The sequence below is a fragment of the Nonomuraea sp. NPDC054003 genome (genome assembly GCF_055585125.1).
Genome location: NZ_JBVJKR010000011.1, coordinates 248,134 through 274,839 on the forward strand (window position 1 = coordinate 248,134; position 26,706 = coordinate 274,839).

The following is a 26,706-nucleotide window of genomic DNA, read 5'->3' on the forward strand; positions in this document are numbered from 1 at the left end:
ATCGCCGTCACGTGTCCTTGATCTCGCAGATCGTCGCCCCGGACGTGACCGTCTGGCCGACGTCCGCGGAGAGACCGGTGATGACGCCGGACTTGTGCGCCGTCAGCGGCTGCTCCATCTTCATGGCCTCCAGCACCACCACGGTGTCGCCCTCGGCGACCGTGGCTCCGTCGCCGGCCACGACCTTGACGATCGTGCCCTGCATCGGGGAGACCAGCGCGTCGCCGCTCGCGGCCGCCTTCTTCGCGCCGCCCGCCGCGCGCCGGGGCTTCTTCGCGCCCGCCGCGGCCGGGGCGGCCGCGCCGAGGCCCGCGGGCAGCACGACCTCCAGCCGCTTGCCGCCGACCTCGACCGTGACCGTCTCGCGCGGCTCGGGCTCGTCGGCGTGGGTCTCTCCCGCGTACGGGGGGATGGTGTTGTCGAACTCGGTCTCGATCCACCGCGTGTGGACGGTGAACGGGTCGGAGGTGAACGCCGGGTCCGACACGATCGCCCGGTGGAACGGCAGCACCGTCGGCATGCCGTCGATCTCGAACTCGGCCAGCGCGCGCCGCGACCGCTCCAGGGCCTCCATGCGGGTGCGGCCGGTCACGATCAGCTTGGCCACGAGCGAGTCGAACGCGCCCGGCACGGTCATGCCGGTCTCGTAGCCGGCGTCGAGCCGCACGCCGGGACCCGACGGCGCCCGCATGGCGGTGAGGGTGCCCGGCGCGGGCAGGAAGTTGCGGCCCGCGTCCTCGGCGTTGATGCGGAACTCGATCGAGTGGCCGCGCAGCTCGGGGTCGCCGTAGCCGAGCGGCTCGCCGTCGGCGATCCGGAACATCTCGCGTACGAGGTCGACCCCCGCGACCTCCTCGGTCACCGGGTGCTCGACCTGGAGGCGGGTGTTGACCTCCAGGAAGGAGATCGTGCCGTCCTGGCCGACGAGGAACTCGCAGGTGCCGGCCCCCACGTAGCCGGCCTCCTTGAGAATGGCCTTGGAGCTGGCGTAGAGGATGTCGAGCTGCTCCTGGTCGAGGAAGGGCGCGGGGGCCTCCTCCACGAGCTTCTGGTGGCGGCGCTGCAGGGAGCAGTCGCGGGTGCTGACCACGACGACGTCGCCGTGGCTGTCGGCCAGGCACTGGGTCTCGACGTGCCGCGGCCGGTCGAGGTAGCGCTCGACGAAGCACTCGCCCCGGCCGAAGGCGGCCACCGCCTCGCGCACCGCCGACTCGTACAGCTCGGCGACCTCCTCCAGCCGGCGGGCGACCTTGATGCCGCGCCCGCCGCCGCCGTAAGCGGCCTTGATCGCGATCGGCAGGCCGTGCTCCTCGGCGAACGCGACGACCTCGTCGGCCCCGGACACGGGGTCCTTGGTGCCGGCGACCAGCGGCGCGCCCACCTTCTGGGCGATGTGCCTGGCCTGCACCTTGTCGCCGAGCGCGGCGATGGCGGAGGGCGGCGGGCCGATCCAGATCAGGCCCGCGTCGATGACCGCCTGGGCGAAGCCGGCGTTCTCGGCCAGGAAGCCGTAACCGGGGTGCACCGCGTCGGCTCCCGACCGCGCCGCGACGTCGAGCAGCTTGCCGAAGTCGAGGTAGGTCTCCGCGGGCGACTGACCGCCCAGCGCGTACGCCTCGTCGGCGACTTTCACGTGGAGGGCGTCCCGGTCCTGCTCGGCGTAGACGGCCACGCTCCCGATCCCGGCGTCCTTGCACGCGCGAGCCACCCGTACGGCGATCTCGCCGCGATTGGCGATGAGAACCTTCTGCACCGACATCCATCCTTCCTCGGCGAGCACTGAGGGGAGTGTAAGTGCTGCAAATCGATCATCCGCAGGTGGGTCGGGTCGTAGGGGGCCATAGCCGCTCGGTATGGAGGCCGACGAGGCGGTGGGGGCGCATCTAGGGTGAGGGCGCTTCCCCGTCCGACTCAGCGTCCCCAACCAGGTCCCCAACCAGGAGGTTTGCGTGAGCCAGAGCATGCTCGGCGGCGACCCTGCAGAGATGCAGGCGATGTCCGCTCAGTTCAAGCAGCAGTCCGAGGCGGTGCGCGCCACGATGGCGGCGCTGGACAAGGAGGCCGCCAAGGTCGGCACGGCCTGGACCGGCCCGGGAGCCCAGAAGTTCCAGGGCGCCTGGCAGAACTACCGGACCGCCTTCCAGCGCATGACCGAGGAGCTCGTCGAGGCGTCCCGGGTCATCGACACCTACCGGGGCAACATCGAGTCCGCGACCCGCTGACGGCGGCGCCGCGGAGGCCCCGGTCCGGGGTCGGGGCCTCCGCGCGCCGGCCCGGGCGCGCTACGCTTTCCCGACATGATCGGTCGCGCCCTCCTGGCGAGCCTGCTCGCCCTGCACCTCGCCGCGGTTCCCGCGGCGGCCGCGCCCGACGACTGCAGACCGGAGAAGGGCACGCTCCAGCTGCCCGCCGGCGAGCCGTGGGCGCAGAAACGTCTCGACGTCAAGAACGCCTGGCGGCTGACCAGGGGCGCCGGGGTGACGGTCGCCGTCATCGACAGCGGCGTCGACTACGGCCACCCGCAGCTGCGCGTCTCCAAGATCGTCGACGAGACGCACACCGGTCACCACGACTGCGTCGGCCACGGCACCGCCGTCTCCGGCATCATCGCCGCCCGCTACGTGGCCGGCGTCCCCTTCCACGGCGTCGCGCCCGACGCCAGGCTCGTCGTGCTCAAGCAGAGCAACAAGAGAGACGGCGACATCCGCAAGCTGGTCGACGCCATCAACCACGCGGTCGACGCCGGGGCCGATGTGATCAACGTCTCCGTGCGCGCCTCCGACCACACGTCCCTGCGGGCCGCGGTGCAGCGGGCGCTGGCCAGCGACGCCGTCGTGGTGGCCGCCGCCGGCAACGTCACCGGCCCCGACGACGAGAGCGTGCCCGCCTATCCCGCGGCCTACGACGGCGTGCTGTCCGTGGGCGGGGCCGCGCCCGACGGCCGCCGCGTCGACTCCTCCAACGCCGCCACCCCGGTCGGCGTGGTCGGCCCCGGCACGGACATCACCGCCCCCTGGCCGGGCAAGGCCTACAAGCGCGGCCTGGAGGGCACCAGCTACGCCACCCCGTACGTGGCCGGCACCGCCGCCCTGGTCCGGGCCCGCTTCCCGGGGCTCAACCAGGAGCAGGTGCGCCGGCGCATCATCGCCACCGCCGACGGCACGGCCGGCGCGGGCACCGGCGCGGGCATGGTGAACCCGGTGCTCGCGGTCACGGCCGTGCTGCCGTACGAGGCCGCCAACGCGCCCGTGGTGGCCGATCCGCCGCCGACCGCGCTGCCTGCCGACGCCATCGCCAAGGTCCCGCCCCGCGACGAGACCGCCATCGGCATCGCCACGGCGGTGGGGGGCGGGGCGCTGCTCGCCGCCATGGTGGCGGTGGCGCTGGCGCTGCTCGTGCCGCTGGGCCGGCGCCGGGGCTGGCGGCCCGGCCGTACGTCTTGAGGCTGTCCTGTGGGTGAATTGTCAATTCGTCGGTGAAACTACTGATGCAAAAGTGGTAGATGCGGTTGAATGTCCCTTCGAGATCATGGTTTTACTGAAGGGATGGAGATGCACCCCCTGCTGCCGGGTGATCCCGAAAAGCTGGGCGCGTACGTCATCTCAGGACGGTTGGCTGACGGGCCGCGCGGAGCGGTGTTCCTCGGCAAGGAGTCCGATGACGCGCCGCTGACAGTGATCAAGTTATTGCCTCCAGTGCCGGAGGGCGGCGACGACGGCGTCGCGAGGCTCACCGGGGTGCAGCGCGTGTCCAGCGCGTACGTCGCCAGGACTTTGGAGGCCGGCGAGCACGGCGACCACCTCTACGTGGCCCGTGAGTACGTCGAGGGCCGCACGCTCGCCGAGGTGGTGGCCGAGGACGGCCCGCTCGACGGCGACGGCCTGGAACGGGTGGCCGTGGGTGTGCTCACCGCGCTGACCGCGGTCCACCTGGCCGGCATCACCCACCGGGGTCTCACCCCGCACAACGTCATCCTCGGCGCCGACGGCCCCCGTGTGACCGACTTGGACCAGGGCGAGCCGGTCGGCGAGCTGGGCTTCCGGGCTCCGGAGCAGGTCAGGGGCCTGGCGTACGGGCCCTACGCCGACGTGTTCGCCTGGGCGGCGACCGTGGTGTTCGCCGCGACCGGGCAGCCGCCGTTCGGCCATGACGAGGACGCGCTGCTGAACGCGCAGCCCGAGCTCGGCGACCTGGCCGAGCCGCTGCGCCGGGTGGTGATGTCGGCGCTGTCCAAGGACGTCGCGCAGCGGCCGACCACGTACATGGCGCTGCTGCAGCTCCTCGGCGACAAGCGCGGCGGGGTCGTCGCACAGAAGGGCGCCCAGGCCGACGGAGAGCCTCTGCAGGGCGTGCCCGTGCAGGGGGTGCCGCTCGACGGCGTGCCGACGCAGATGATGCCGCCTCAGGGCGTGCCTCCGCAGCAGTCCTGGGGGCCGCCGCCCGTGCCCCAGCAGGGCGGGCACCCCGGCGTGCCTCCGCAGGGAGCGCTGCAGGGGAGCGCCGAGCCGATGCAGGGCGTGCCGATGCCGCCGCCGGCCCCGGCCTGGGAGCCGCCGCGCGAGCAGACGCGGCAGGCGCCCGTGGCGGGGCAGACGGTGTCCTCCAGCCCGCGGCGCAAGTTCCCGGCGGGTCTGGTCGCCGCGGTGGGCGCGCTGGCGCTGCTGTCCGGTGTGGGGCTCTGGGGCGCCAACCAGTACGCCTCGACCCAGCGCTTCGAGCCGGTGGCGGCGGCCGGGGACCAGGCCGACGGGCGGGGCTCCGGCAGCGAGAAGGTGGAGAACGGCGTCGCGCAGGCGGAGCAGAACCCGCCGCCGCAGGGTGAGCCTCAGCAGAGCCAGCCCGAGGTGACGGTGCCGTGGGCCAGCCCGACCAACGGCAACCCGAACGACGTCGGCCCCATGGTGCTGCCCAACGACTGGGAGTCGCAGTCGCCCGCGCCGCCGGAGCTGAGCACCGTGCCGACGCCCGTGCAGATCGCCACCCAGTCGGTCACGCAGCCGACCCAGGCGCAGCCGACGGTGACCGTGACGGAGTCCTCCGACGCGACCCAGACGGAGAGGTCGAGGCCGCGCCCGTCGAAGTCGGAGGACATGGTCCATCCGACGCCGACGGTCACCGTCACGCAGACGCCGACCCCGACCCCGACGCCCTCCCCGACGGTCACGGTGACGGTCACGCCGACGCCGACCGTCACGGAGACCGCCACGCCTGAGCCGCCCCCGGCGGACACCGCGCCGCCCACGGCGAAGCCCACGGCCACGGCGAAGCCCACGGCGACGGTCAAGCCGACCGCGACGCCGACCAAGAAGCCGACCGCGACGCCCTCGGCGAAGAACCCGTACACGGCCGTCCAGGTCTGCGGTTCCGGCTTCGTCGTGCAGCGCCAGCAGGCGTTCAAGGGCGGCGAGACCTACCAGCTCTGGAACAACGCCACCGGTGAGAACTGCGCGGTCACCCTGAAGCGGGTGAACGTCGGCAAGGCCTCCGAGGTGAGCGTCACGCTGGAAGTGCAGGGCGGCGAGGCCAAGACCGCTCTGGGCAACTACGAGTACTACGCCGGACCGATCAAGCTGCCCGCCAGGGGCAAGTGCGTCCGGTTCGCCGGCAGCGTCGGCGACGAAGGCATGAGGACCGGCTGGGGCAACTGCGGCTGACCCAGGTAGCGAGAACCCCCTCCGGGTGACCCCCGGAGGGGACTCGTACTCGAAACCCCACCGGCTGACGCCCGAGGGGGACAGGTACGCGAAAACCCCCACCGGCGATGCCGGAGGGGGATGAGTATCAGAAACCCCCTCCAGGAGGCCCTGGAGGGGGTTTTCTTTCCTGTCAGTGGAGGCCGGGCAGGAGACGGGATCTGGCGTTCTCGGCTTCTTCCTCCGCACGGGTGATGGCGGCGAGGATCTCGTCGGCGAGCCGGCGGGCGTCCAGCCGGCTCCGGCTCACCGGATGGATCCGCAGGTCGAGCAGGACGCCGAGGGCGTCCGTCGTGGCGACGACGCGGCCTTCGTCGGCCCGCCCGGTGAACCGGCGCGCGCTCCACTCGGCCGCCGCCTCCTCGGCCCGCCGGGCCGTGGAGACCAGCTCGTCCAGGCGCGCCATCGCCTCTTCCATCTCCCGCACCGCTCAGCCCTCCCGCATGACGCGCTCGACGTGGGGCGCCAGCGGATCGGCGGCCGAGGCAGGATCGCCGGTCAGCTCCGCCAGCCGGTCGCCCATGGCGGTCCGCGCCGCCCCGACGGCCTCCTTGACGGCCTCGGCCAGCCGCTCGTGGTCCAGGTCGCGCAGGCCCCTGGCGTCGATGTCGAGCCCGAGCAGCCGTCCCGTGCCGGAGACCCTGGCCCGGACGACGCCGCTCGCGTCGGCGCCCTCCAGCCGCTCCCTCGCCAGCTCCTCCAACATGCCGGTGACCCTGGCGGTCCAGCCGTCCATCTCGCGCAGCAGAGCGGCGAGGTCGCCCTCCCGGCCCGCGGCGAACGCGTCGATCTCGCCCATCAGTCCTGCACCGCCGGCACCCACATGTCGTCCACCGTGGCGTCCTCGATCGCGTCCGACAGGTTCAGCTCGCGCGCCCCGAGATTCGGGTCGCCGGAGTTGTAGAAGGCGCCCCTGAGGTCGTTGAGCTTCAGCTCCAGCTTGTTGAGATCGCCCTCGTACGAGTTGTAGATGTCGGCGAACTGCTTGACGAGGTTGCCGAGCGCGGTCGTGAACACGCCGACCTGGGTCGCGAGGGCGACCTTGGCGACGGGGTGCGCGCTCATGGCGGCCAGGGTCCGCAGGATCGGCGCCGAGGCGGCGTACAGCCCCATGACCGACAGGTCGTACTCCAGGACCTCCTTGTACTGGCCGTGCATCGTGCCGCTCATCTCGTCGCTGACCTTGCCGAGCTGGCTGAACAGGCCGTTGACGTTGAACCGGACGTACTGCTGCAGCATGCCCGCGGCCTGGCCGTTCCAGTTCGGAGAGATGTCGTCGAAGTAGCCACGCCACAGGTTGGACCGGTTGCCCTCCAGCGACCCGGACATCTCCTTCCAGGTCTCGCGCCGGTCGTAGAACAGGAACGGGTTGCCCAGGTTGGCCGTGGCCGCGACGTCCATGGCGAGCGCGCCCAGGCCGAGGCCGGAGAGCATCATCGCGCCCCTGGTCGTCTGCCTCAGCGGGTTGAGCTGGGTGACCAGGCGCTTGAAGAAGCCGGGGTCGGTGCGCGTGGCGGCGGGCGGCACCTGGACGGTCCTGGTGACGTTGCCGTGGTTGTTGGCGAGGTGGAGCTGCTGGGTGCCCTGCGGGGGAGTGGTCTGGCCGGGCAGGATCAGCCGGGGGTCAGGCGCCATGATCTCTCAGTTCTCCCCGCCGGGGTTCTCCGCCTGCCGGTAGTTGGCGGCCGCCCTGCTGACCTTGGCGGCGTCCGTACGGAGCACGTCGCGCAGGATGCCCGCGCTGTCGCGCCAGGTGTCGGAGATGGTGTTGAGGCGGTTGACGAACATCAGGCCGATGACGGGGACGCCGGCCAGGGGGACCAGGTTCCAGCCTTCGAAGCGCGGGGTCCGCTCCCTGACCAGGCCCACGCCGTCGGCGGTGCCGCTCATGGTGCCGGCGAACCCGTCGATGTGGCCGGTCCGGGTCTCGTAGCCTGGCAGGTTCGTGCCGCCCGCGGGGTCGTGACGGACCGGCGTCGCCGTCGCCGCCGTGGGCCGCAGCGACGGCGGCAGGCAGACGGGCGGCGGGCACGCGGGGTTGTGCGGGCACGGGCTCAGCGGGGATGCCTCTTCGGTCGACACGTGATCTTTGTACCACCCGAATAAGCCTGAAAAATCGGCATTCGCCCAGGTGAAGGGCAATAGGCGCTCGCCGTTCACGATCATGTAACCGGGCGTTTCCCGGCCCTCGCCGTCAGGAGGGCGTCACCGCTGCTCCTGCTCCAGGTACGCGGTCTGGATCAGGCGCGAGCCGTTCCGCCGGTCGACGTAGAAGCCGCGCCCCACGGGCAGCTGCTGCGGCCGGACGTTGCCGAAGAGCTGGCCCTCCTCCCGGTTGCCCGACATGATCAGCGCCGGGCTGGCCATCTCCTTCAGGCGCTGCACGGCCTGGTCGAACATGGCCCGGCTGGCGCCGCCGCTCTGACGGGCCAGCACCAGATGCAGGCCGATGTCCCGGGCCTGCGGCAGCAGGTCGGCCAGGTGCGCCAGCGGGTTGGCGTTGGAGGTCGCCACGAGGTCGTAGTCGTCCACCACGATGTACAGGTCCGCGCCCTGCCACCAGCTCCGCGACCGGAGCTGCTCGGGCGTGAGGTCGGCGGGCGGCAGGCGCTTGAGCAGGGCCGAGCGGGCGTCCTTGATCAGGTCGTTGGCCGCGGTGCTGGAGGCGGCGTAGCCGATGCGGTGGTCGGTCACCGCCGTGTCCAGCAGCGACCGCCGGTAGTCGATCACGATCATCATGGCCTCGCCCGGCGTCTGCCGCGCGACCACGCCCTCCATGATCAGCTTGAGCACGTTGGACTTGCCGCACTCGTTGTCGCCGAACACCACGAAGTGCGGGTCGGTCTCGAAGTCGAGCGCGACGGGCGCCAGCGCGTCCTCGTCGATGCCGATCGCGATCCGGCGCGGGCCCGTCTGCTCCGGCCCCGGCAGGTCGGCCGCGGGCAGCAGCGACGGCAGCAGGCGCACCGGCGGCGCCGACGGCCCCTGCCACGCCTTGCGCACGTTCTCGACCAGCGAACGCATGCCGTCGGAGACGTCGTCCGCCCCGCGCCGCCCGTCGATGCGCGGCAGCGCCGCGAGGAAGTGCATGCCGTCCCTGGTCAGGCCGCGTCCCGGCGACTCTTCGGGCACGGCGAGCGACGCCTTCCTGCTGATCTCCGACTCGTACGCGTCACCCAGCTTGAACTCGATCCTGGTGCCGAACAGGTCCCTGATGGCCGGCCGGAACTCCGACCACTTGTTGGTCGTGGCCACGACGTGGATGCCGTAACCCAGCCCGCGGGCCGCCAGGTCGGTGATCACGGCCTCCAGGCTCTCGAACTCCTGCCTGATCGTCAGCCATCCGTCGATGACCAGGAACACGTCACCGAAGCCGTCGCTCTGGGCGCTGCCCTCGCCGACCATCTTGCGGTAGGTGGCGATGGACTCGATGCCGCGCTCGGCGAACCCCCGCTCCCGCTGCCGCAGGATCCCCGACACCTCGGCCACGGTCCTGCGTACCCGGTCGGCGTCGAGCCTGGTGGCCACGCCGCCCACGTGCGGCAGCCCCTCCAGCGCGCCCAGGCCGCCGCCGCCGAAGTCCAGGCAGTAGAACTGCACCTCGGCCGGCGTGTGGGTGAGCGCCATGCCGGTGACGAGCGTGCGCAGCACGTTGCTCTTGCCGCTCTGCGGGCCGCCGGCCACCCCGACGTGCCCGGCGGCGCCGGACAGGTCCAGCCAGTACGGGTCGCGCCGCTGCTCGAACGGCTTGTCGATGATGCCGATGACGGCGTGCAGCGTCCCCCTGCCGTTCCAGCCCGGCGTGGACAGCCCGAGCTCGGGGGTCACCGAGAGCGGCGGCAGCAGGTGCGCCAGCGTGGGCGGCTCGCCGAGCGGCGGGAGCCAGATGCGGTGGGCCGCGGGTCCGTGCCCCTGCAGGCGCCGCACCAGGATGTCGAGCAGGCTGGTCTGCGAAGGGGAGCGCTCGTCCACCTCCGCCGCCGGGGCCTCCTTGGGCTTCGGCTTGACGGGCAGCGGCACGTACGCCGGTCCGTACTCGACGACCTGGCGCAGGATCGTGTGGCCGTCGTCGCCGCTCACGCGCCGGCCGTCCGCCTGGTAGGCGCCCGACACGTACGCGGCCTTGAACCTGGTCATGCCGGTGGTGTCGAACTTGAGGTAACCGTTGCCCGGCGCGGAGGGCAGCTCGTAGGCGTCGGCCACGCCGAGCACGACCCGGCTCTCCATGGCGGAGAACGTCCGCAGGCCGATCCGGTACGACAGGTGGGTGTCGAGGCCCCGCAGCCGCCCTTCCTCCAGGCGCTGCGAGGCCAGCAGCAGGTGCACGCCGAGCGAGCGGCCCAACCGGCCGATCATGACGAACAGCTCGACGAACTCCGGCTTGGCCGACAGCAGCTCGCTGAACTCGTCCAGCACCACGAAGAGCGTCGGCATCGGCGCCAGGTCCGCTCCCTGCTCCCTGGCCCGCTCGTAGTCGCGCAGCGAGGCGTAGTTGCCCGCCGACCGCAGCAGTTCCTGGCGGCGCACCATCTCGCCGTGCAGGGCGTCGTACATGCGGTCGACCAGCGGGAGCTCGTCCTCCAGGTTGGTGATGACCGCCGAGACGTGGGAGAGGGAGTCGAGCCCGAGGAAGGTCGCGCCGCCCTTGAAGTCGACCAGGACGAAGTTGAGGATCTCGGACGAGTGCGTCACCGCCAGGCCCAGCACCAGCGTGCGCAGCAGCTCCGACTTGCCGGAGCCGGTGGCCCCGATGACCAGCCCGTGCGGCCCCATGCCGCCCTGCGCGGACTCCTTGATGTCCAGCTCCACGACCCGGCCGTCGGCGCCGAGCCCGATCGGCACCCGCAGCCTGTTGCGGCCGGCCCGCGGACGCCAGGCGACCGCCGGGTCCAGCAGGCCGGGATCGCCCACGCCCAGCAGGTCGGTCAGCGTGGTGTTGGCCGCCAGCACGTCCTCGGCGTCGCCGCCGCCGGACGCCGAGGTGCGTAACGGCGCGAGCTGCCTGGCCAGGCCCTCGGCCCGCAGGTAGTCGAGGCCGTCGGGATCGCCGAGCCGGGTCCTGTGCTCCTTGCCCGCGTGGTCGAGCTTCACCATGTGGAACCCGTCAGGCTGGACGTCCAGCCGCAGCGTGCTCTTCTCCTCCACGTCGGCGGACGAGCCCGACAGGTCGATGACCGTCACGCCCTGGATGGCGTCGCTGCCGAGCTGAGAGTCCTGCGGGACGTGCCCGCCGTCCAGGATGAGCACGTGGTACGGGAGCGACTCGGCCGCCGCGCCGGGCCGGAACCGGGCGCGTTCCTTGAGCTCGCCGCCGACCAGCCGGTCCAGCTCGCCCAGGTTGTCGGTCATCAGCCGTACCTGGCCGGCCGCGTCCATCTCCTCGGGATGCAGCGCGTGCGGCAGCCACTTGACCCATTCCCAGTACGTCATCCACTCGCTCCCGGCGCACACCATGATCCGCATGTCGTCGGGCGAGTGGAACACGGTCAGCTGGGCGATCATGGCACGCACCAGGTCGCGCACGGTCCCGGGGTCGCCGCCGATCCGGATCCTGGCGAACGAGCCGAGCGCCACGGCGACCGGCAGCCCGGCCACGGTGGAGTGCGCCCTGATGAACCTGCGCAGCGCGCCTGCCGCCAGCGCGTCCAGGTCCTCGACGGGCTTGGAGTCCGGCGGGATGAGCTGGATGGCCAGCTTCTGGACGCCGGTGCCCAGCCGCACGGTGGCGAAGTCCTCGTCGCGCGGGCGGCGCTCCCACAGCCGGGGTCCCATGGCGATCCACCACAGGGCGTCCGGCTCGGGCCCGCTCCACTCCAGGGCCTCGCGCTGCTGCCTGGCCGCGCGCCGGGTCTTCTTGCGCACCTGGCCCAGATAGCGGAAGTAGTCGCGGCGGGCGCCGTTGAGCTTGTACTTGCGCTCGCCGAGCTGGCGGGTGAGCTGGCCCGCCGTCATGCCGACCATGGACAGCGCGAACAGGCCGCTGGCCACGTACATGATCGGGTTGGCGTTGCCGAAGGCGGTGAACATGAGCGCCATCGCCGCCGCGCCCGCCAGCATCGGCAGGTAGGTGAGGGCCATCGAGAAGCCCTGCGGCTGGACCTCGGGAATCTCGGGCGGAGATTCGAGCAGGACCTCGCCGCGCGGCGGTTTGGGTCCCGGGCGGCGTTCTGGTCGGCGTACGACGACGATGCTCATCGAGACGTTCTTACCAGAAGAGACCCGATATGTTCTCTGTTGTCCGTGACCATTGGTGGGGACGGAGAGTAGAGATGGGACAGATCGTTCAGGGACCTCTGCCCGGCCCGCCGGCTTCGATCCCAGGGCCACCACCTGGACAGCCGCCGATGCACGGGCCACCACCCGGCGCGCGGGGGCCCGCCGGATACGCCGGGCCGCCGGGGCCGCCGCGCGGGCCGATCCAGCAGGGCGCCCTGTCGCAGGTTCCGGTGCCGCTGCCGGCCCAGTGCCACGTGACGATCGTCGGCCCCCGGCGCAAGGCCGACCTGGCCCTGCCCGCCGACATCCCGCTGCCGAACGTGCTGCCCAGCCTGCTGCGCGCGCTGGGCGAGGTGAACGGCGACTCCGCCGCCGCGCCCGGCTGGACGCTGCAGCGGCTCGGCGGCCAGCCGTTCGACCTGGGGCAGAGCCTCGGCTCGCTGGGCGTGCTCGACGGCGAGATCCTCTATCTCAGGCCGCGTGAGGCGATCCTGCCGCCGGCCCTGTTCGACGACGTGGCGGACGTGGTCGCCACCGGCGTGCGCGAGGGCCGCGGCGCCTGGTCGGCCACGCAGACCAGGGTCATGGGAGCGAGCGGCGCGACGGCCCTGCTCGTGCTGGGCGCGGTGGGCCTGGCGCTGTCCGGCATGCCGGCGCTGACCGTCACCATCGTGGCCGGGCTGCTGGCGCTGCTGCTGATCGTCACCGGCACGCTGCTGTCCAGGGCGGTCGGCGACTCGATGGCCGGGGCGCTGATCGGGCACTCGGCGCTGCCGTACGGGTTCGTCGCCGGCCTGTTCGCGCCGGGGACCTCGGCCGGGTTCGGCGCGCCGCACCTGCTGGCGGCGCTGGCCTGCCTGGCCCTGGTGGCCGCCGTGGGCGGCGCGCTGATCTCCGACGGCGTGCCCGGCTTCCTCGGCACGGCCGGCGTGGCCACGGTGGGCGGGATCTGCTCGGCGGTCGTGATGGTGTGGTCGCCGCCGCCGGCAGGGGTGGCGGCGGTGGCCATCGCGCTGCTGCTGGCGCTCAGCCCGCTGGTGCCCACGCTGTCGTTCCGGCTGGCCAAGGTGCCGCTGCCGGCCATGCCGACCACCGCGGAGGAGCTCCGCAACGACAACCAGCGCCTGGACGCGCCGGCCATCCAGGAGCGCACGCGGATCGCGCAGGGCTACGCCACCGGCATGGTCGCCGCGATCGCGCTCTCGGCGTTGATCGCCCTGGCGTTGCTGGTGCTCGCCGACGGCTGGGTGGCGGACGTCATGACGGTGTCGCTGTCGCTCACACTCATCATGCGAGCCCGGGTGTTCCGCGGGCTCGGCCAGCGCGTCTGGCTGATCAGCACGGGCCTGGCGGGCCTGGCCATGCTGGCGATGTCGATGGTCGGCCAGGGCGAGATCGTCGGCTCGGTGGCCGTGGCCACCGGGATCCTGTGGCTGGCGCTGATGACGGTGGGCATCGGGTTGTGGCTGGCGACGGGCAGGCCGTCGCCGTTCTGGGGGCGCGCGGCCGACATCCTCGACGTGGCGCTGATCGTCCAGCTCTTCCCGCTCGCGCTGGGGGTCCTGGAGGTCTACACGTGGGTGCGCGGGCTGTCCGGCTGATCTCGTACGGGAGGTTGAAGGCATGCAGGAGTTCGGCGACTTCGCCAACATCGACATCGAGAAGCTGCTCAAGGGCATGGACGACCAGATCGCCCGCCTGGAGAAGTTCCAGCGCGGCGCCGGCGACTGCGTGGGCCGGGCCGAGGACGAGGACGGCCTGGTCACGGTGGAGTACGACCAGACCGGCCTGCGCGAGCTGAACCTGCACCCCAAGGCCATGCGGCTGGCGTCGGGCGAGCTGGCCGACCTGATCAAGGTCGTGCTGGCCGAGGCCGTGGCCGACTTCCAGGTGAAGTTCACCGAGATGGCGGGCGAGGCGTTCGGCGAGCGGGGCAACCCCATGAAGCTCGCCACCGACCCGAGCTCGGCGCTGAACGACATCAAGAATGCGGAGGCGGCCTACGACCGGGCGTTCACGGACGTCATGGGCGAACTCGACCGCATCCGCCGCCGGCTGGAGATCTGACCCCGATCACCACAGCCGCACGTCCTCCGGGTCAGAAAGCCGCGGTTCCGCCACCAGGGCGTTCACTCGAACGACGCCACAGCGCGACCAATCCGTAATCTGATGTTTCTGGGAATCCTGGGGTTGATGTTGACTAACATGGCATTTGATGTTGTTCATGGGGGTCAGTTGCATGCTGCGCCCACGTGACGGACAACGCCATGTCGACTTGGAGGTCCAGTGGCTCTGTACGGGGCAAGTCCGACTCAGCTGACCAACGCGGCGGGTTACTGCCAGGACACCGCGCAGTACATCGAGGGCATGCGCCAGCGCGTGCAGCAGATCAAGGCCGACCTGACCAGCCAGGGCTGGCAGGGTGGCGCCGCGCAGCGGTTCGGCGCGGCGCTGGACCAGTGGGACGGGGAGTTCAAGGGCGTCATCAAGATCCTTGAGGACATCTACGACCGGCTCAACATCGGTGCCGGCGTCTACCGCAACGCGGCCGACCAGAACATGGACATCGCGGGCGGCTTCGTCGGCGACGGCGGCGCCGGTCGCATCGACTCCCTCATCAACGCCAACCGCTGAGCAGGACGGACAACGCCATGACCATGCCTGACGACTACACCTTTGTCCGGTTCGGCTCCATGGAGCAGGCCTACGAGGAGCTCAAGAAGGTCATCACCGAGCTCGACAGGGCCACCGACGACCTCTACGCCGACATCCAGCGGGAGCTCGGGGCGAGCTGGCAGGGTGACGCCGAAACCTACTTCGAGACCAAGCGCCAGCAGTGGAACCAGCACGAGAAGGCCATGGGCGAGCAGCTGTTCAAGGCCGCCGAGGCCGTCAACGTCGCCAAGGGCAACTACCAGTCCGCCGAGCAGCGCAACATCAGCATCTGGATGGACTAGCCCGGCTCGTACCCCCTCTCGGTCATCGTCGCGGACCGGTGGCCGGGAGGACTGCTGCTAGCGGAAAGGAATGACGGGTATGGCCCTGCCGGACGAACGCGGTGCCGAGCTGCCGGTCGACCCCAACCTGTTCGACGCGAGGGAGAACTCGCCGGCCAGCATGCGGGTCATCGCCCAGGAGCTGCGGGCCAGCCTCGAAGCCATGCTGGGCAACGGCGAGCGGCCGAACGGCAACGTCAACCAGATCGCGACCGGCGACCGTCCGGCGGACGAGGAGATCCCGCTGACCACCTCCCAGATCGGTCAGTGGAACGACGCCTCGGCCCTCGCCGCGACCGTGGGCTCGCAGAACGCGGGCCAGAAGTTCGCCGAGGTCTACCAGAAGTTCATCGACGCGTACCGGGACGTGGTCGAAGCGGTGGAGGCCAGCGCCGCGAACCACGACGGCGCGCGCCAGGCCAACGAGGGATGATCGCCTGGTGAGCAAGCAGGAAATCGTCACCATCACGTCCTACGCCAGCGCGCCTTTCGGCGATCGGCCCTGCTCCACCAGCCAGGAGATCAACTCCTGGCTGAACAGCACCGATCCGGCCTACGTCCGGGGCGCCGGTCAGACGTACACCTTTGCGTCGAGCAAGGTCGAGCAGGCGATCAGCTCCCTGGAGGAGCACGCCGGCCGGATCGCCCAGATCTGGAAGGGCCCGGACGCCTCCAAGGCCCGCCAGGCGCTGCAGCTCCTGCACGCCTCCGGCCAGGAGCTGTCGACCAAGATGCAGCAGATGGGCACCGCGCTGCAGTCGTACGCGGGCCACCTGGAGACCGCCAGGGAGGAGGCCAAGCGCGCGCCGACGGACGCGGAGATCGACGGCAACCATCTGCAGGGGACCGGCGCCGAGAAGCCCGACATCGAGCAGGCCGCCAAGAACATGATCGCGCAGGACGCGATCCACAAGCTGAACACGGAGATCGTCACGATCTTCGACAGCGAAGTCCCCGACTACATCATGTACGAGCTCCCGACGGTCAGCCTCCCCGGCACGGGCGGCGGGTACGAGAACCCCGGCTACCCGACCGGCTCCGGCACGCGGGGGCCCACCTTCGGCTCGACGGCGTACGACAGCTCCGGCGGCTGGGCCGGAGCCCCGGGCGGGACGAACCCGGGCGGCACCAACCCCGGCGGGACGAACCCCGGCGGCTCCGACCCCGGAGGCACCGACCCGGACGGCTCCACCCCCGGCGGGACGGACCCGAACGACCCCAGCAATCCCAACAACCCGAACGATCCGAACAACCCCGGCTCCCCTGACCCCGGCGCCCCGGGGAACCAGGACCCGGGCCGGAACCCCGGCACTGGCACCGGCGACGGCACCGCGCCGTCGGTCATCGGCAACGAGGACCGTACGACCACCGACGGCGGGACCCGCACGGACCCGCGCCAGACCGACCTCGCGACCGTCACGCCGCAGACCCTGACGTTCACGCCCACCACGCTCGCGCCCGTGACCACCACGGTGGCCCCGCCCTCGGTCCTCACTCCCGTGGGCTCGACCCCGGGCGTCCCCTCGGTGATCGGCTCCCCGGGCATGCTCGGCGGCCAGTCCGCGCTGGGCGCCGCCGGGCGCGGACTCGGCGGGCCGATGGGCGGCATGCCGCTCATGCCGTTCATGGGCGGCGCGGGGGGCGCGGGCGGCGGCGGTGGTGACTACGGCGACGTCGAGCGCACCACGTACCTCTCCGAGGATCCCAACTCCTGGACGACCGGCCATGACACGACGGAACCCGTGATCGGATGAGCTGATGGGCAACACCTGGCCTACCTTCCCCACGCCCGGCTCCGACGGCCCGCCGTCGTCCGGGGTCTCCTTCACCAAGGGGGAGCTCGACCGCGCCGGGGGGCAGATCGGCGGCCATGTCACCTATCTCGAGACCCTCGGGGGCAGGACCGGCGACCTGAGCGTGCCCTGGCCCCACTTCGGGGTGCTCGGCATGGGCGTGCACGGCGCGCACGAATCGGCCATCGAGTCCCAGCGCGAGGCGCTGCAGCGGGCCAGGGAGGCGCTGGCGAGCTGGGAGCCCGCGCTCAGGGCGGCCGACGACAACTACAAGGAAGCCGACGACAACAGCGGCGGTCCCGACCTCCCCGGCGGCCCCGGCCCGGTCTCCGCCCCCAAGATGCCCGGACTCGACGGCCCTCAGCCCGAGATCCCGGGCGCCGCCGTGCCCGGCCTCGACGTTCCCGGCGCCGACCTCCCCGGCACCGATCTCCCCGGTACGGACCTGCCGGGGACGGACCTGCCGGGCACCGATCTCCCCGGCACTGATCTCCCGGGGACCGACCTGCCGGGAACCCAGGACCCGTCGGCCGGCCTGCCGGGCACGGATCTGCCGGGAACCGGCCTGCCGAACACCGGCCTGCCCAACACCGACCAGGTGGACACGCGGGTCCCCGACCTCGACTCGGCCCTGAACAACCCCAACAAGACCGACCTGTCGTCCTACCAGCCCACGACGCCGAACGTGCCGTCCCTCGACCCCAACGCGACCGGCCTGGGCACCCGTACGGGGAACCAGCTCGGCGGCGTGCCCGGCACCGGCACCGGCATGGGCGCGGGCTCCGGCGGGGGCGGGCTCGCCCCGGGCGCCGCGGCCGGGCTGCGCGGCGGAGCGGGCGCCCCGGGCATGCCGATGATGCCCATGATGCCGATGGGCGGCGGGGGCGCGGGCAGCGGGGAGGAACGCGACCGCGACAAGACCGTCGGGCTGTCCGAGGACGAGGGCGTCTGGGGCGGCGACGAGGACATCGCGCCTCAGGTGATCGGCCAGGAGGAGCTGTGAACGGCAAGGACGCCTTCAGCGCCGCCGCCATGATGTCCCTGACGGCGGCGGTCATGATCGCCCAACCGTGGGCCTTCTACGTCGCGGCCGCCTTCGGCACGCTGGTCTCCAACCCCGAAGGCATGGACGACTCCGCCACGAACTGGCGCTCCACGGACCAGAACGGAGTGACCACCGAGCTCGACAACCTGGTGACGGAGCTGGAGGCGCTGAAGACGCAGCTGAAGGAGGAGGGCAAGTGGGAGGGGGGCGCCTTCCAGTCGTTCTCGGGCGTCCACGGCAGCTTCGTCGAGTCGATCGGGCAGCTCAAGAACATCCGCGACGAGACCGGTAACGCCGTCTCCTCGACCGCCGACTTCATGAAGATCGTCTCCTATATCGTGCTCGCCATCGCCGGCGTCATGCTCGCCTGGGGCATCTTCTGCTTCGCGACCCGATGGCATCCGGTCTCCGCCGTGACCGTGTACGGGATGAGCGCCGCTCTGGGGAAGGCCATCCTCGCCGCGACCAAGAAGATCGTGGCGAGCAACTGGAAGAAGACGGCGATCCTGGCCGGGATCATGTTCCTGGCGGTCCAGTACACCCAGATGACCGGCCAGATGTTCCCCACCGTCGACCCCATCCCGTCGGAGATGTCGGTCCTCAACACCGGCGACCCGACGAGCATGCGGCAGCCGTTCACCAACGACGGCCTGGTCTACGACGAGGACACCGGTCAGCTCCGCCCGGACACCAACCTGCAGGTCTAGCCGTCACTGGCTGGCCTGCTGGATGGGCTGCACGTCCTGCACCGGCGTGCGGGCCGCCGCCTCGTCCAGGGCGGGGCCGTCCGGGATCAGCCGCAGCAGGTGGGCGGGCACCGGCGCGACGTCCGCGGCCTCGTACCCGAGCTTGCCCACCGTGTCCGCCGAGGTGAGCTGGAACCGCTTGCCCTGGTCGGTGACGAGCCAGTACTGCTGCACCGACGACAGCTGCCCCTCGCCCGGCAGGGTCCCCGCCAGCACGGCGCTGCCCGGCGGCAGCAGCACCTGGTCGACCTTGTCCGCGCCGGCGCTCGTCCCCGGGGTCGGGAGGCCCATCCGGCTGCCCGTGGTCAGCACCGCCTTGGTCGAGCCCTTCACGGTGTCCTCGTACACCGCGCAGAGCGGGGCCGACATGCCGGGCGAGCGGAAGCTCGGCATGGTGGCCGGGAGCCCGCTGTCCAGCAGGCGGCGCGCGGACGCCCTGGCCGCGTTGGCGGTCGCCGCGTCGATCACCGTCTCGCGGACCGGGAGCCTGCCGTAGGCGGGCTTGCTGGCCGGGTCCAGGAGCAGGAGCATGGCCTGCGTGTGGTCGATCGGCGCGAGGCCGTCGGCGAGCAGCACGTACCACCGCTCGGCCGCGCCGGCCACCGACTCCACCTTGTACACCCGTCCCACCCTGGACGCCCTGCCGTCAGGCCCGCGGACCTTGTCGCCGCGCTGGGCGATCTTCGGCGCGGCGAAGTCCACCCCCGCCGGGATGGCGTTGATCCACGAGGCCGGCACGCGGCGCGGCGTCTGGTCGGTGAGCCGGGCCACGTTCGCCACCCGCATGCGGTGGTTGGCCCAGAGCACCCAGTTCTGCTGCCCGTCGCTGACGACCAGCGCCTCGTCGCCCACCGGCGTCCCGCCGAGGTCGGTGCCGGCCACCAGCGTCACGAACGGCTTGCGCGTCCCGGCCGCGTCGGTCCCCTCCGCGACGCACGCCGACCACGGGGCCTTGACCAGCCGCTCCTTGTCCGGCAGCGAGTCCGGCGCCCCCTGGATGCCGACCTTCTGCCCGCGGGCGAAACCGGCCAGGGACTCGGCCGAGACCGTCCTGACCTTGATCTCGTCGTTGCCGAGCAGCAGCCGCGCGGACACGTAGTTGGCCACCGGCTGCAGCTTGCGGCTCTGCTGGTTGTAGACGTAGGAGGCGCCGGTCTCCTCCTCGATCAGCAGCTGCCCGGCGTCGGTCAGCTTGGTGGCGTTCCCCGGGCTGAGCAGCCCCCAGATCCCGAACGCGGCCACGACCAGGATCGCGATCAGGATCCCTCCGAACGTCGCCACGGTCTGCCGGCGCATCGGCGACTCGGGCAGATCGGGCTCCCCCTGCATCAGCGCCAGACCCAGGCGCAGTGTCATGAGGCGATGCGCTTGATAGAGATCCTTCTGGGTCTGCATAGCGCCATATGTTACGCAAGTTGACTCTGTGTCTTCTGTACGGAAAAGGAACTGTTCGAGTAAGGTGCATGATCGAGTGCCCTAAGGGGGGAGGTCTCGTGGGAGCAGCAAAACCGCCCGAGGACTGGCCGGGCCTGGTCGCCGAACGGGACGGCGTCGGGTACGACGCCACGAAGATCACGAACGTCGCCGAGGCGTTGCGAGAGATCATGAAGCCGATCAACGGTGGCGGCTACGGCGAGCACCAGGGCTCGATCCAGGACCTCAGCATCAACGGCTCGCTTTCCGACGTGCGCACCCAGTTGCGCAGCATCGACCGCAACCAGGGCACCGAGTCGTTCGCCACGACGCTGGAGACGGCACACCGGGAGTTCCTCGACGTCTACGAGGACGTCCTGGAGAACTTCTCCACCGCGATCGCGCTGGTGGAAGCCGGAGCCGGCACCTACAGAGTGACGGACATCGTCAACCAGGGGGTGTGAGGGGCATGGGTGGGACCAAGCACGAGATCCACCTGATCAAGCCCTCCTGCGGCAGCTGGGCCGTCGAGACCGGAGGCCGCAGCGTCGAGCAGGTCGTGACCTTCATCAAGGGCTTCAACCTCACGAGCATCACGCAGGCGGCGAGTTCGTACGAGGACGCCAAGACGGCGGTCGAGACGGCCAGGGAGGCCATCAAGACCCAGGCCATCAAGCTCGCCGAGGTGTGGGAGGGCGAGGCGTCGGTCGAGGCGCAGACGGCCCTCGGCATCCTCTACGTGACGATGGGCGAGCTGGCCACCAAGCTCGGCGCGATGCACACGCCCGTCGACAACCTCGCCAGCGTGGTCCGCGAGCACCAGGCGTTCGTCGAGGACTCGTGGAAGGGCATCCTGCCGACCTGGACGAACGGCGGAGGAACCGGCGCCACCTGGGATGACAGCATCCCCGACATCTACAGTGCCTACGCGGGCTACTACGGCGGCGACGGCAAGGTCCTGAACGAGGCCAAGACCGACTTCGGCTCCCCGGACGAACTGGCCGGACTCCACCTGCAGACGTTCACCAACGACCTCGTGGTCGTCCACCAGGCCATCCCGGACACCGTGGACAAGAGCCTGCGCGACATCAAGCCTCCCGGCATGCCGCAGGACGATCCCACGCAGGTCGACTACCCCACGGGCCTGCCCACCGGCAACCCCTCGCCGTACTCCAACACCGGCCTGGGCCTGAACGGCGGCACCGACGGCACGGGCAACCCCGGCGGCCCCTCCTTCGCCGATTACGACCCGAGCACCGGCCTCCCGAACCCGAACGGCGTGGACCCGAACGGCACGAACCCCAACGGCTATGACCCGAACGGCAACTATCCCCCCGGAACCAGCGTCCCGGGAGGCACCGTCCCCGTCGGCTCGACCACCGGCCCCGACAACGGCACGCAGCCGTCGGTCGACACGGCCGGCCTGAACCGGAACCCGCCCGGCACCGACGGCACCACCAGCCTGGCGGACTACAACCCGACCACGTCCGGCTACTCCCCGACGGGCACCACGCCCACGACGGCGACCACCCCCGGATACACCACGCCCACCACGTCGGCCACGCCCGTCACCTACGGCGGCACCGGCATCGGCACCGGCGGAGCCCTCGGCCCCGGCCAGGGCACCAGCCTCGGCACCCGCTCCGGCACCGGCGCCGGGATGCCCTTCCTCCCGATGGGCGGCATGGGCGGAGGGGGCGGCGGCGGCGACTCCCGGGACCGGGAGTCCACCACGTGGCTGCACGAGGACGACGACGTGTGGGGCGACGACACCGGCTCGGTGAACAGCAGGATCGGCTGACCCCTCAGGCGTCGCCCGGCAGAGCCGCCTGGACAGGCGTGATGGTGCCGGTCGTCACGAGGAACCCCCGACCGGGCGGCCCGCCCACCGTGCCGCGTGGCAGCCGGATGGTGAAGAGGTCGCCGTCGGCCTGGCCCTGCACCGCCAGCAGCAGCCCCGTACGGGACTTCCGGGTCTCGGCCGCGAACCCGCGGTAGGCGACCGCCAGATCCCCGGTCGTGCCGGCGATGAGCAGGCCGTGGTCACCGTCCCTCCCGGACCGGAGCACCTCCTCCAGGGCGGCGCCCAGCGGGGAGTCGGGGTTGACCAGCTCGGCGTCGTCCACCAGCACGACGTAGTGACGCCGGTCGGCGACCACCTCGGCGAGGTTGTCCGCGTTCCCGTCGAGCACCGCCAGCGCCCCGTCCAGCTCCCGCAGCGGGCTGCGCCGCGGTGCCACGGCGACGACAGAGGTGCCGCGCGCGATCAGGGACCGCGCCGCCGTCATGAGCGCCGACGAACGGCCGGAACGGGCCGGGCCCGCGATCACCGCGCCCGGACCGTGCGCCAGCAGGTCGAGCCCCAGCGGCGCGAGCGCGTCGCCGCCCGCCCCGACCAGCGCCCACAGCGGCGACGGCGGGCTGAACGACGGGTCGAGCTCCAGGGCCTCCGCCGCGGTGATGCGCATCGGCAGCGCGTCCACACGCAGCGGCCCCTGCCCTGCGGCACGGGACAGTCCCGCCCCTGGCGCGCCGCCCACCGGCATCCGGTCACTGACGGTACGGGCGAGCGCCTGCAATGCCGCCACCTGCGCCGGACCGGCCGGATCGGGGGAGAGCAGGGCGATGTGGTGCTCGACGATGCCGTGGTCGCCGAGGGACAACGCCCGGCCCGGCGGTATCGACGCGGGCAGGCCCTTGATCGGGAAACCGGCCAGCCCGTAGTCGGAGGGATCGGACAGGCGCAGGAGCAGCCGGTCGTCGAACACCGTCGACACCTGGCCCAGCAGCCCCGACCGGTCACTGGTGATCACCGCCCGGAACCCCACGGCCGGTCCCTCGCGCAGGAGCTGGAGCAGCGCCTCGATCAGGCGGCCGTAGTCGTAGCCCTCGAACGCGGCCACGAAACCCTCCCAGCGGTCGAGCATGAACACCATCCAGGGAAGCCGGTGGCCCGCCTGCCGGTACTCGGCCAGGGAGGCGTGCCCGGCCTCGGCGAGGAGCTGCTGGCGGCGGCCGATCTCGGCCCTGAGCCTGGCGAGCAGGCGCTCGACCCGGTCGAGCTGGTCACGGGTCACCACCGCCCCGCAGTGCGGCATCGCGACCAGCGGCAGCAGCGCCCCCGACCCGCAGTCGATCGCGTGCACGTGCGCGTCGGCGGGGGACACGTGCGCCGCGATGGACCCGGCGATCGTCCGCAACGCCGTCGACCTGCCGCTCCGCGCGGCACCCGCGATCAGCAGATGCCCGCCGTGCGCCAGGTCCAGCGCCAGCGGCCGCCGATCCTGAGCCCACGGCCGATCGGTGATCCCGAACGCCACCGGCGCCACCTCGGCCACCACCCCGTCCCCCTTCACCCGGCCGGGACTGAACTCCCGGAACGGAACCCCCGAAGCCTGCAACGGAACCCCCCGCCCACCGCCCGAGGAAGCCGCCACCTCCCGGTCACCGGCACCGCGACCCCGAGCGGCGTCCCTGTCGCCCGCACCGGGACCGCGAGCGTCCCCGCTCCCCGCGAGGTGGGTGGCCGCCGTCTGGCGGCCACCCGGACTCTGGGCACCCCCTCCTTCCGTGAGGGAGACCGGTCCCGCACTTCCGGACGCTCCAGGGCCGCGAGCGGTGTCCGCTCCGCTCCTCGGGCCGAGGGCCGCAGTGCCGTCACCCGTACCGAGGTCACGAGCGGTGTCTGTCGGCAGGGGAAGGACGAACCGGCTGGGGAGAGGTTCGAGCCACGGGCTCGGCTGGGGTGGGACGCCCGCCAGGCGGGCCGCCTCGATCAGGGCGTCGGCCAGCAGCGTGAGGTCGGTGACGGTCGCTTCCTCCTCGGGCTCCGGAGGCCGGGGCAGCGGCCGCCCCACCATGCGCCAGCCGACGTCGATCACCCGGACGGCGGCGGACTGCCTGTCGTGGGGGCCCGTGACCGACGCGGGGGCACGGCCGCCGACCCGAGCCGTCTGCACGGCGCTCGCCGCCCCCATCCCCGAACGCACGTAGCAGCGGCCCGGCGTGGTCTTCGAGATGTGCGCCGCGTCCGGCAGGTCGATCACGTCGGAGGACTCGGCCGGCTCGGTCACCCGCAGCGCGATCCGGAGCGAGGTGTTGGCCTGGATGTCGGCCGTGACCACACCCGCCGGCCGCTGGGTGGCGAGGATCAGGTGGATGCCCAGCGACCGGCCACGACGGGCGATGTCGACCAGGCCGGTGACGAAGTCCGGCAGCTCGGCCACCAGCGCGGCGAACTCGTCGATGATGAGCACCAGGCGGGGCAGCGGCTCGGAGCCCGCGTAGTCCTCGATGTCCTTGGCGCCGGAGGTGAACAGGAGACGCTCGCGCCGACGGAGCTCGGCGGCCAGCGAGTCGAGGGCGCGCTGCGTCAGATGGCCGTCGAGGTCGCTCACCATGCCGACCGTGTGCGGCAGGCGGGTGCACTCCTTGAAGGCGGCGCCGCCCTTGTAGTCGATCAGCACGAACGTGAGCTGGTCGGGCCGGTTGGCGGCGGCCAGCGCGCAGATGAGCGTCTGCAGCAGCTCCGACTTGCCCGCGCCGGTGGTGCCGGCGATCAGCGCGTGCGGCCCGTCCAGCCGCAGGTCGACCGCGAACGGGCCCTCGGAGTCCATGCCGATCACCACCTCGGTGGAGCCCCGGCCGCGCCATCGGGCGGCCAGCTCCCGGCCCGTGGCGGAGCGCAGGCCCAGCAGGTCGAGCAGGCGCACCGCGTCGGGGAGGTTGCCCTCGGTGTCCTGCCTGCTCACGTCGCGGATCGGGGCGAGCGACCTGGCCAGGCGGTCGCACCAGGACGCCGACACCAGATCGGTCAGCACGGGCCCGATGACGTCGAGACCGCCGCCGCGCAGCACCACCCGGCCGTCGGAACCGCAGGCAGCGACCGTGGCGCACTCCTCGGGCAGCAGCCGCTGGTCCTCGTCGACGGCCACCGTGTAGACGCCCGCCCGGGGCCCCTGCCGCAGCACCTGGGGCATGCCCGGCAGGCCACGCAGCGCCTGGGCGCCGTCGACCACGACCAGCACGTCGTACGGGCGGGTGTCGAACGCGGCGAACGCCGGAGGCTCCGGCCCGCCCAGGTCGTCCCACCCCGTCGGGACCTTGCCGAGCTCGGGGATCGAGGTGTTCTGGCGTTCGTCGATGAGGGCGGCCAGCTCGCCCACCCGCTTGGCCGCCGACTCCGGATCGGCGCCGATCAGCGCGACGCACTCCTCGCCGCCGCGCGGGGCGCAGTGGGGCAGCCAGCGCGCCCAGCTCCAGCGGCGCTCGCCGTCGGGGTGCGCGGAGAGGATCACGATGGCCAGGTCGCGCGGACTGTGCAGGGTCGCGGCCTGGCCGACCAGCCATCCGGCCAGGCCGGTGGCGGCGTCGCGCGGGCCGGTGACGCCCGCGACCCCGAGCCTGCGCATCGGCAGGCAGACCGGCACCGCGCGGCAGACCGGCGGGTCGATCGGACCGCCCTGCTCCTCGCTCAGCTCCAGGTTCGCGGGCAGGTCGGCGAGCCCGATCCGCAGCCTGAGCGCATCCTCGTCGTGGATCCTGCGCTCCCACAGCCGCCTGCGCGGGCCGATGGCGGTCAGCAGCACCTGTGCCGGGTCGGGCGAGTCGGACCGGCGCCGCCGCTCGTCGTCCGCCCTGGCCGCCTCCACCTCCTCGTCATGGGCGGCCAGCAGCGCGCGGTACTCCTTCATGGCCTTCCGGTGCTGCTTCTTGCCGTGGCGGCGGTCGCTCCACCACTGGCCGACCATGATGACCGGCGTCATCAGCGCGAACAGCAGGAAGTACCACTGGTCGAGCACGTACGCGAGCGTGACCCCGATCACGGCGGGCAGGAACGCGGCGAGCAGCTGCAGCCGCATGCCCTCCGCGCGGGTGGGCTCCTTGGGCTTCTTGAACGTGCGGCGGCCCTCGGGACGGCGCAGCCTGGGCGGGCGGTTGTAGGCGACGCCGCCCTCCAGCCGGGGCGTCAGGTGGGCGTCGCGCGGCTCGATGGCGGTCAGCGTGAACAGCGACGAGCCGCAGGCCAGCAGCGTGTCCTCCGGCCACTCGACGGCCTCGCCGAGCGGCAGGGAGCCCAGCTCGGGCGCCGGACGGCCGGCCTCGGCGGCGAACTCGGCGGCCTCACGCTCCGCCACCCGGGCCGACAGCTCGGCGACCTCGTCGGCCCAGCGGCCCTTGAGCTTGAGCCGCGCCTGTTCGGGAGCCGCGCGCAGGGCCCGCTCCACCGTGATGGCGTCGGGCGTCACCCGGACGGTCACCGCCTCGGGGGCGAGCTCGGGATCGGCCACGGCGATGGCGCACAACGGGTCGGCGCCGATGACGTGGGCGCCCAGGCCGAGCCGGTGCACCGCCCCGGCGGCCGGCCCGCCGACCACGCGCACCTCGGCGACCCCCGCGGGCTCCTCGACGATCGTCGTACGGGCCAGCCGCGCATCGAGCGTGACCTTGTCGCCGTCCCGCAGCACGGCCCGCGCCGGAGCCCGCGGATCAAGAGGCCGCCCATTGCGCCACAACACCAAGGGCCCCGACGGGACAGCCCCCGCACCGGAAACATCCGCCGGACGCGAGCTCTCGCCCGGTCCATAGGGAAAGTCCGGCGGAAACGCGGCACCCTCCGGCGAACGCGAGCCCTTGTCCGGCCAGTAGGGCACGCCCGTCGAGGACGCGGCCCCGTCCGGCGCGTGGGGACGCTCCGGCGAACGCGAGCCCCTGTCCGGTCCGTACGGGAAGCCCGGCGGGGGCGTGGCATCGTCCGGCCGTCGGGGGAAGCCCGGCGGGGACGCACTGTCCGGCCGTTGGGGG

The 26,706-nt window shown here is 72.2% G+C and carries 21 protein-coding genes; 13 read left to right on the forward strand and 8 right to left on the reverse strand.

Features of this window, described 5'->3' with window-relative positions; genetic code table 11:
- Nucleotides 1–7: 7 nt before the first annotated feature.
- The gene (locus ACZ6YG_RS28635) at nucleotides 8–1,753 is read right to left on the reverse strand and encodes an acetyl/propionyl/methylcrotonyl-CoA carboxylase subunit alpha (protein ID WP_466019686.1); all 1,746 of its coding nucleotides are present in this window, start codon (nucleotides 1,751–1,753) and stop codon (nucleotides 8–10) included.
- Between the two features lie 196 nt (nucleotides 1,754–1,949).
- On the opposite strand from ACZ6YG_RS28635, the gene ACZ6YG_RS28640 reads away from it, so the two are divergent.
- The 3 genes from ACZ6YG_RS28640 (at nucleotide 1,950) to ACZ6YG_RS28650 (ending at nucleotide 5,654) form a co-directional block, all read left to right on the forward strand.
- Nucleotides 1,950–2,222 carry a WXG100 family type VII secretion target gene (locus tag ACZ6YG_RS28640; protein WP_261809082.1) on the forward strand — a complete coding sequence of 91 codons (273 nt, stop codon included), beginning with the start codon at nucleotides 1,950–1,952 and terminating at the stop codon, nucleotides 2,220–2,222.
- A 75-nt stretch (nucleotides 2,223–2,297) separates the two neighbouring features.
- Nucleotides 2,298–3,443 (forward strand): S8 family serine peptidase, encoded by a 1,146-nt coding sequence (locus tag ACZ6YG_RS28645; RefSeq protein WP_466019687.1) that lies wholly within the window; start codon nucleotides 2,298–2,300, stop codon nucleotides 3,441–3,443.
- Between the two features lie 102 nt (nucleotides 3,444–3,545).
- Nucleotides 3,546–5,654 carry a serine/threonine protein kinase gene (locus tag ACZ6YG_RS28650; protein WP_466019688.1) on the forward strand — a complete coding sequence of 703 codons (2,109 nt, stop codon included), beginning with the start codon at nucleotides 3,546–3,548 and terminating at the stop codon, nucleotides 5,652–5,654.
- Nucleotides 5,655–5,826: 172 nt separating this feature from the next.
- Here ACZ6YG_RS28650 and ACZ6YG_RS28655 read toward each other — a convergent pair whose 3' ends face one another.
- From ACZ6YG_RS28655 to eccCa, 5 genes are all read right to left on the reverse strand, one after another.
- Nucleotides 5,827–6,111: a YbaB/EbfC family nucleoid-associated protein gene (locus tag ACZ6YG_RS28655; protein WP_261809123.1), complete on the reverse strand. Its 285-nt coding sequence runs from the start codon at nucleotides 6,109–6,111 to the stop codon at nucleotides 5,827–5,829.
- Between the two features lie 12 nt (nucleotides 6,112–6,123).
- The gene (locus tag ACZ6YG_RS28660) at nucleotides 6,124–6,492 is read right to left on the reverse strand and encodes a YbaB/EbfC family nucleoid-associated protein (protein ID WP_219543641.1); all 369 of its coding nucleotides are present in this window, start codon (nucleotides 6,490–6,492) and stop codon (nucleotides 6,124–6,126) included.
- Nucleotides 6,492–7,328: a hypothetical protein gene (locus ACZ6YG_RS28665; RefSeq protein WP_397198522.1), complete on the reverse strand. Its 837-nt coding sequence runs from the start codon at nucleotides 7,326–7,328 to the stop codon at nucleotides 6,492–6,494. Before ACZ6YG_RS28665 ends, ACZ6YG_RS28660 begins: the two co-directional genes overlap by 1 nt.
- 6 nt (nucleotides 7,329–7,334) lie before the next feature.
- Nucleotides 7,335–7,775 (reverse strand): hypothetical protein, encoded by a 441-nt coding sequence (locus ACZ6YG_RS28670; protein ID WP_148036985.1) that lies wholly within the window; start codon nucleotides 7,773–7,775, stop codon nucleotides 7,335–7,337.
- A gap of 123 nt (nucleotides 7,776–7,898) precedes the next feature.
- Nucleotides 7,899–11,888, reverse strand: coding sequence for a type VII secretion protein EccCa (eccCa, locus tag ACZ6YG_RS28675; protein ID WP_466019689.1), 3,990 nt, complete (start codon nucleotides 11,886–11,888; stop codon nucleotides 7,899–7,901).
- A 149-nt stretch (nucleotides 11,889–12,037) separates the two neighbouring features.
- On the opposite strand from eccCa, the gene eccD reads away from it, so the two are divergent.
- The 8 genes from eccD to ACZ6YG_RS28715 all read left to right on the forward strand — a co-directional run bounded on the left by eccD (nucleotide 12,038) and on the right by ACZ6YG_RS28715 (nucleotide 18,450).
- A complete protein-coding gene (eccD, locus tag ACZ6YG_RS28680) occupies nucleotides 12,038–13,510 on the forward strand; it encodes a type VII secretion integral membrane protein EccD (protein ID WP_148036987.1) in 1,473 nt (490 codons plus the stop codon).
- Between the two features lie 22 nt (nucleotides 13,511–13,532).
- Complete coding sequence (locus ACZ6YG_RS28685) at nucleotides 13,533–13,976, forward strand: YbaB/EbfC family DNA-binding protein (RefSeq protein WP_148036988.1); 444 nt, start codon at nucleotides 13,533–13,535, stop codon at nucleotides 13,974–13,976.
- A gap of 219 nt (nucleotides 13,977–14,195) precedes the next feature.
- Nucleotides 14,196–14,543 (forward strand): WXG100 family type VII secretion target, encoded by a 348-nt coding sequence (locus tag ACZ6YG_RS28690; RefSeq protein ID WP_148036989.1) that lies wholly within the window; start codon nucleotides 14,196–14,198, stop codon nucleotides 14,541–14,543.
- 17 nt (nucleotides 14,544–14,560) lie between these two features.
- Complete coding sequence (locus ACZ6YG_RS28695) at nucleotides 14,561–14,866, forward strand: WXG100 family type VII secretion target (protein ID WP_148036990.1); 306 nt, start codon at nucleotides 14,561–14,563, stop codon at nucleotides 14,864–14,866.
- A 79-nt stretch (nucleotides 14,867–14,945) separates the two neighbouring features.
- Nucleotides 14,946–15,338 carry a hypothetical protein gene (locus ACZ6YG_RS28700; RefSeq protein ID WP_148036991.1) on the forward strand — a complete coding sequence of 131 codons (393 nt, stop codon included), beginning with the start codon at nucleotides 14,946–14,948 and terminating at the stop codon, nucleotides 15,336–15,338.
- 7 nt (nucleotides 15,339–15,345) lie between these two features.
- A complete protein-coding gene (locus ACZ6YG_RS28705) occupies nucleotides 15,346–16,659 on the forward strand; it encodes a WXG100-like domain-containing protein (protein WP_466019690.1) in 1,314 nt (437 codons plus the stop codon).
- Between the two features lie 4 nt (nucleotides 16,660–16,663).
- Nucleotides 16,664–17,701 carry a pentapeptide repeat-containing protein gene (locus tag ACZ6YG_RS28710; protein WP_466019691.1) on the forward strand — a complete coding sequence of 346 codons (1,038 nt, stop codon included), beginning with the start codon at nucleotides 16,664–16,666 and terminating at the stop codon, nucleotides 17,699–17,701.
- Nucleotides 17,698–18,450 carry a WXG100 family type VII secretion target gene (locus ACZ6YG_RS28715; RefSeq protein ID WP_466019692.1) on the forward strand — a complete coding sequence of 251 codons (753 nt, stop codon included), beginning with the start codon at nucleotides 17,698–17,700 and terminating at the stop codon, nucleotides 18,448–18,450. The genes ACZ6YG_RS28710 and ACZ6YG_RS28715 overlap by 4 nt, the downstream gene beginning before the upstream one ends.
- Nucleotides 18,451–18,453: 3 nt before the next feature.
- Here ACZ6YG_RS28715 and eccB read toward each other — a convergent pair whose 3' ends face one another.
- Entirely contained in the window at nucleotides 18,454–19,884 is a 1,431-nt protein-coding gene (eccB, locus tag ACZ6YG_RS28720) for a type VII secretion protein EccB (RefSeq protein ID WP_219543635.1), read from the reverse strand.
- Nucleotides 19,885–19,982: 98 nt separating this feature from the next.
- Between eccB and ACZ6YG_RS28725 the strand changes: the two genes are divergently transcribed.
- Nucleotides 19,983–20,366: a hypothetical protein gene (locus ACZ6YG_RS28725; RefSeq protein ID WP_148036996.1), complete on the forward strand. Its 384-nt coding sequence runs from the start codon at nucleotides 19,983–19,985 to the stop codon at nucleotides 20,364–20,366.
- Between the two features lie 5 nt (nucleotides 20,367–20,371).
- The gene (locus ACZ6YG_RS28730; protein WP_466019693.1) at nucleotides 20,372–21,703 is read left to right on the forward strand and encodes a WXG100 family type VII secretion target; all 1,332 of its coding nucleotides are present in this window, start codon (nucleotides 20,372–20,374) and stop codon (nucleotides 21,701–21,703) included.
- 4 nt (nucleotides 21,704–21,707) lie between these two features.
- Here ACZ6YG_RS28730 and ACZ6YG_RS28735 read toward each other — a convergent pair whose 3' ends face one another.
- Nucleotides 21,708–26,369 (reverse strand): FtsK/SpoIIIE domain-containing protein, encoded by a 4,662-nt coding sequence (locus ACZ6YG_RS28735; RefSeq protein ID WP_466019694.1) that lies wholly within the window; start codon nucleotides 26,367–26,369, stop codon nucleotides 21,708–21,710.
- Nucleotides 26,370–26,706: the final 337 nt, after the last annotated feature.

Bases quoted from the DNA above. Each gene is read 5' to 3' on its own strand.
- ACZ6YG_RS28685 (WP_148036988.1), top strand. From the start codon at position 13,533: ATGCAGGAGTTCGGCGACTTCGCCAACATCGACATCGAGAAGCTGCTC.
- ACZ6YG_RS28645 (WP_466019687.1), top strand. From the start codon at position 2,298: ATGATCGGTCGCGCCCTCCTGGCGAGCCTGCTCGCCCTGCACCTCGCC.
- ACZ6YG_RS28660 (WP_219543641.1), bottom strand. From the start codon at position 6,492: ATGGGCGAGATCGACGCGTTCGCCGCGGGCCGGGAGGGCGACCTCGCC.
- ACZ6YG_RS28665 (WP_397198522.1), bottom strand. From the start codon at position 7,328: ATGGCGCCTGACCCCCGGCTGATCCTGCCCGGCCAGACCACTCCCCCG.
- eccCa (WP_466019689.1), bottom strand. From the start codon at position 11,888: ATGAGCATCGTCGTCGTACGCCGACCAGAACGCCGCCCGGGACCCAAA.
- eccB (WP_219543635.1), bottom strand. From the start codon at position 19,884: ATGCAGACCCAGAAGGATCTCTATCAAGCGCATCGCCTCATGACACTG.
- ACZ6YG_RS28650 (WP_466019688.1), top strand. From the start codon at position 3,546: ATGGAGATGCACCCCCTGCTGCCGGGTGATCCCGAAAAGCTGGGCGCG.
- ACZ6YG_RS28695 (WP_148036990.1), top strand. From the start codon at position 14,561: ATGACCATGCCTGACGACTACACCTTTGTCCGGTTCGGCTCCATGGAG.
- ACZ6YG_RS28655 (WP_261809123.1), bottom strand. From the start codon at position 6,111: ATGGAAGAGGCGATGGCGCGCCTGGACGAGCTGGTCTCCACGGCCCGG.
- ACZ6YG_RS28710 (WP_466019691.1), top strand. From the start codon at position 16,664: ATGGGCAACACCTGGCCTACCTTCCCCACGCCCGGCTCCGACGGCCCG.
- ACZ6YG_RS28730 (WP_466019693.1), top strand. From the start codon at position 20,372: ATGGGTGGGACCAAGCACGAGATCCACCTGATCAAGCCCTCCTGCGGC.
- eccD (WP_148036987.1), top strand. From the start codon at position 12,038: ATGCACGGGCCACCACCCGGCGCGCGGGGGCCCGCCGGATACGCCGGG.
- ACZ6YG_RS28700 (WP_148036991.1), top strand. From the start codon at position 14,946: ATGGCCCTGCCGGACGAACGCGGTGCCGAGCTGCCGGTCGACCCCAAC.